The sequence below is a fragment of the Acinetobacter sp. ACIN00229 genome, from assembly GCF_016106645.1.
In the GTDB taxonomy this organism is placed as follows: Bacteria; Pseudomonadota; Gammaproteobacteria; order Pseudomonadales; family Moraxellaceae; genus Acinetobacter; species Acinetobacter oleivorans.
Genome location: NZ_JADWOM010000041.1, coordinates 1 through 1151, shown reverse-complemented (window position 1 = coordinate 1151; position 1151 = coordinate 1). Strand labels below are relative to the sequence as shown.

General features: G+C 44.0%; 1 protein-coding gene. It reads left to right on the top strand.

Annotation, left to right across the window (positions count from 1 at the left end):
- Positions 1-1151, top strand: a 1151-nt coding sequence (gene tuf / locus I7H67_RS19590) for an elongation factor Tu (protein ID WP_198308646.1), incomplete at both ends; no start/stop codon positions are given.

The window sequence follows — 1151 nt, the reverse complement described above, 5'->3', positions numbered from 1 at the left end:
AAGTTTGAACGTAATAAGCCACACGTAAACGTGGGCACAATTGGTCACGTTGACCATGGTAAAACAACTTTAACTGCTGCGATTGCAACTATTTGTGCAAAAACTTACGGCGGTGAAGCGAAAGATTACTCACAAATCGACTCAGCACCTGAAGAAAAAGCACGTGGTATTACAATTAATACTTCACACGTAGAATACGATTCTCCAATCCGTCACTACGCTCACGTAGACTGCCCGGGCCACGCCGATTATGTTAAAAACATGATTACTGGTGCTGCTCAGATGGACGGCGCGATCCTTGTATGTGCTGCGACTGATGGTCCAATGCCACAAACTCGTGAACACATCCTTCTTTCTCGTCAGGTTGGTGTACCTTACATCATCGTATTCTTAAACAAGTGTGACCTTGTTGATGATGAAGAATTACTTGAATTAGTAGAAATGGAAGTTCGTGAACTTCTTTCTACTTATGACTTCCCAGGTGATGACACTCCTGTTATCCGTGGTTCAGCTCTTGCTGCTCTTAACGGTGATGCTGGTCAATATGGCGAGTCTTCAGTTCTTGCTCTTGTTGAAGCGCTTGACTCTTACATTCCAGAACCAGAACGTGCTATCGACAAAGCATTCTTAATGCCAATCGAAGACGTATTCTCAATTTCTGGTCGTGGTACTGTAGTAACAGGCCGTGTAGAAGCTGGTATCGTTAAAGTTGGTGAAGAAGTAGAGATCGTTGGTATTAAAGATACAGTTAAAACAACTGTAACTGGCGTAGAAATGTTCCGTAAACTTCTTGACGAAGGTCGTGCGGGCGAGAACTGTGGTGTTCTTTTACGTGGTACTAAGCGTGAAGACGTACAACGTGGTCAAGTACTTGCTAAACCAGGTACAATCAAGCCGCATACTAAATTTGATGCAGAAGTATACGTACTTTCTAAAGAAGAAGGTGGTCGTCATACTCCATTCCTTAACGGTTACCGTCCACAGTTCTACTTCCGTACAACTGACGTAACTGGTGCAATCCAATTACAAGACGGCGTTGAAATGGTTATGCCAGGTGACAACGTTGAAATGTCAGTAGAATTAATCCACCCAATCGCAATGGACCCAGGTCTACGTTTTGCGATCCGTGAAGGTGGTCGTACTGTAGGTGC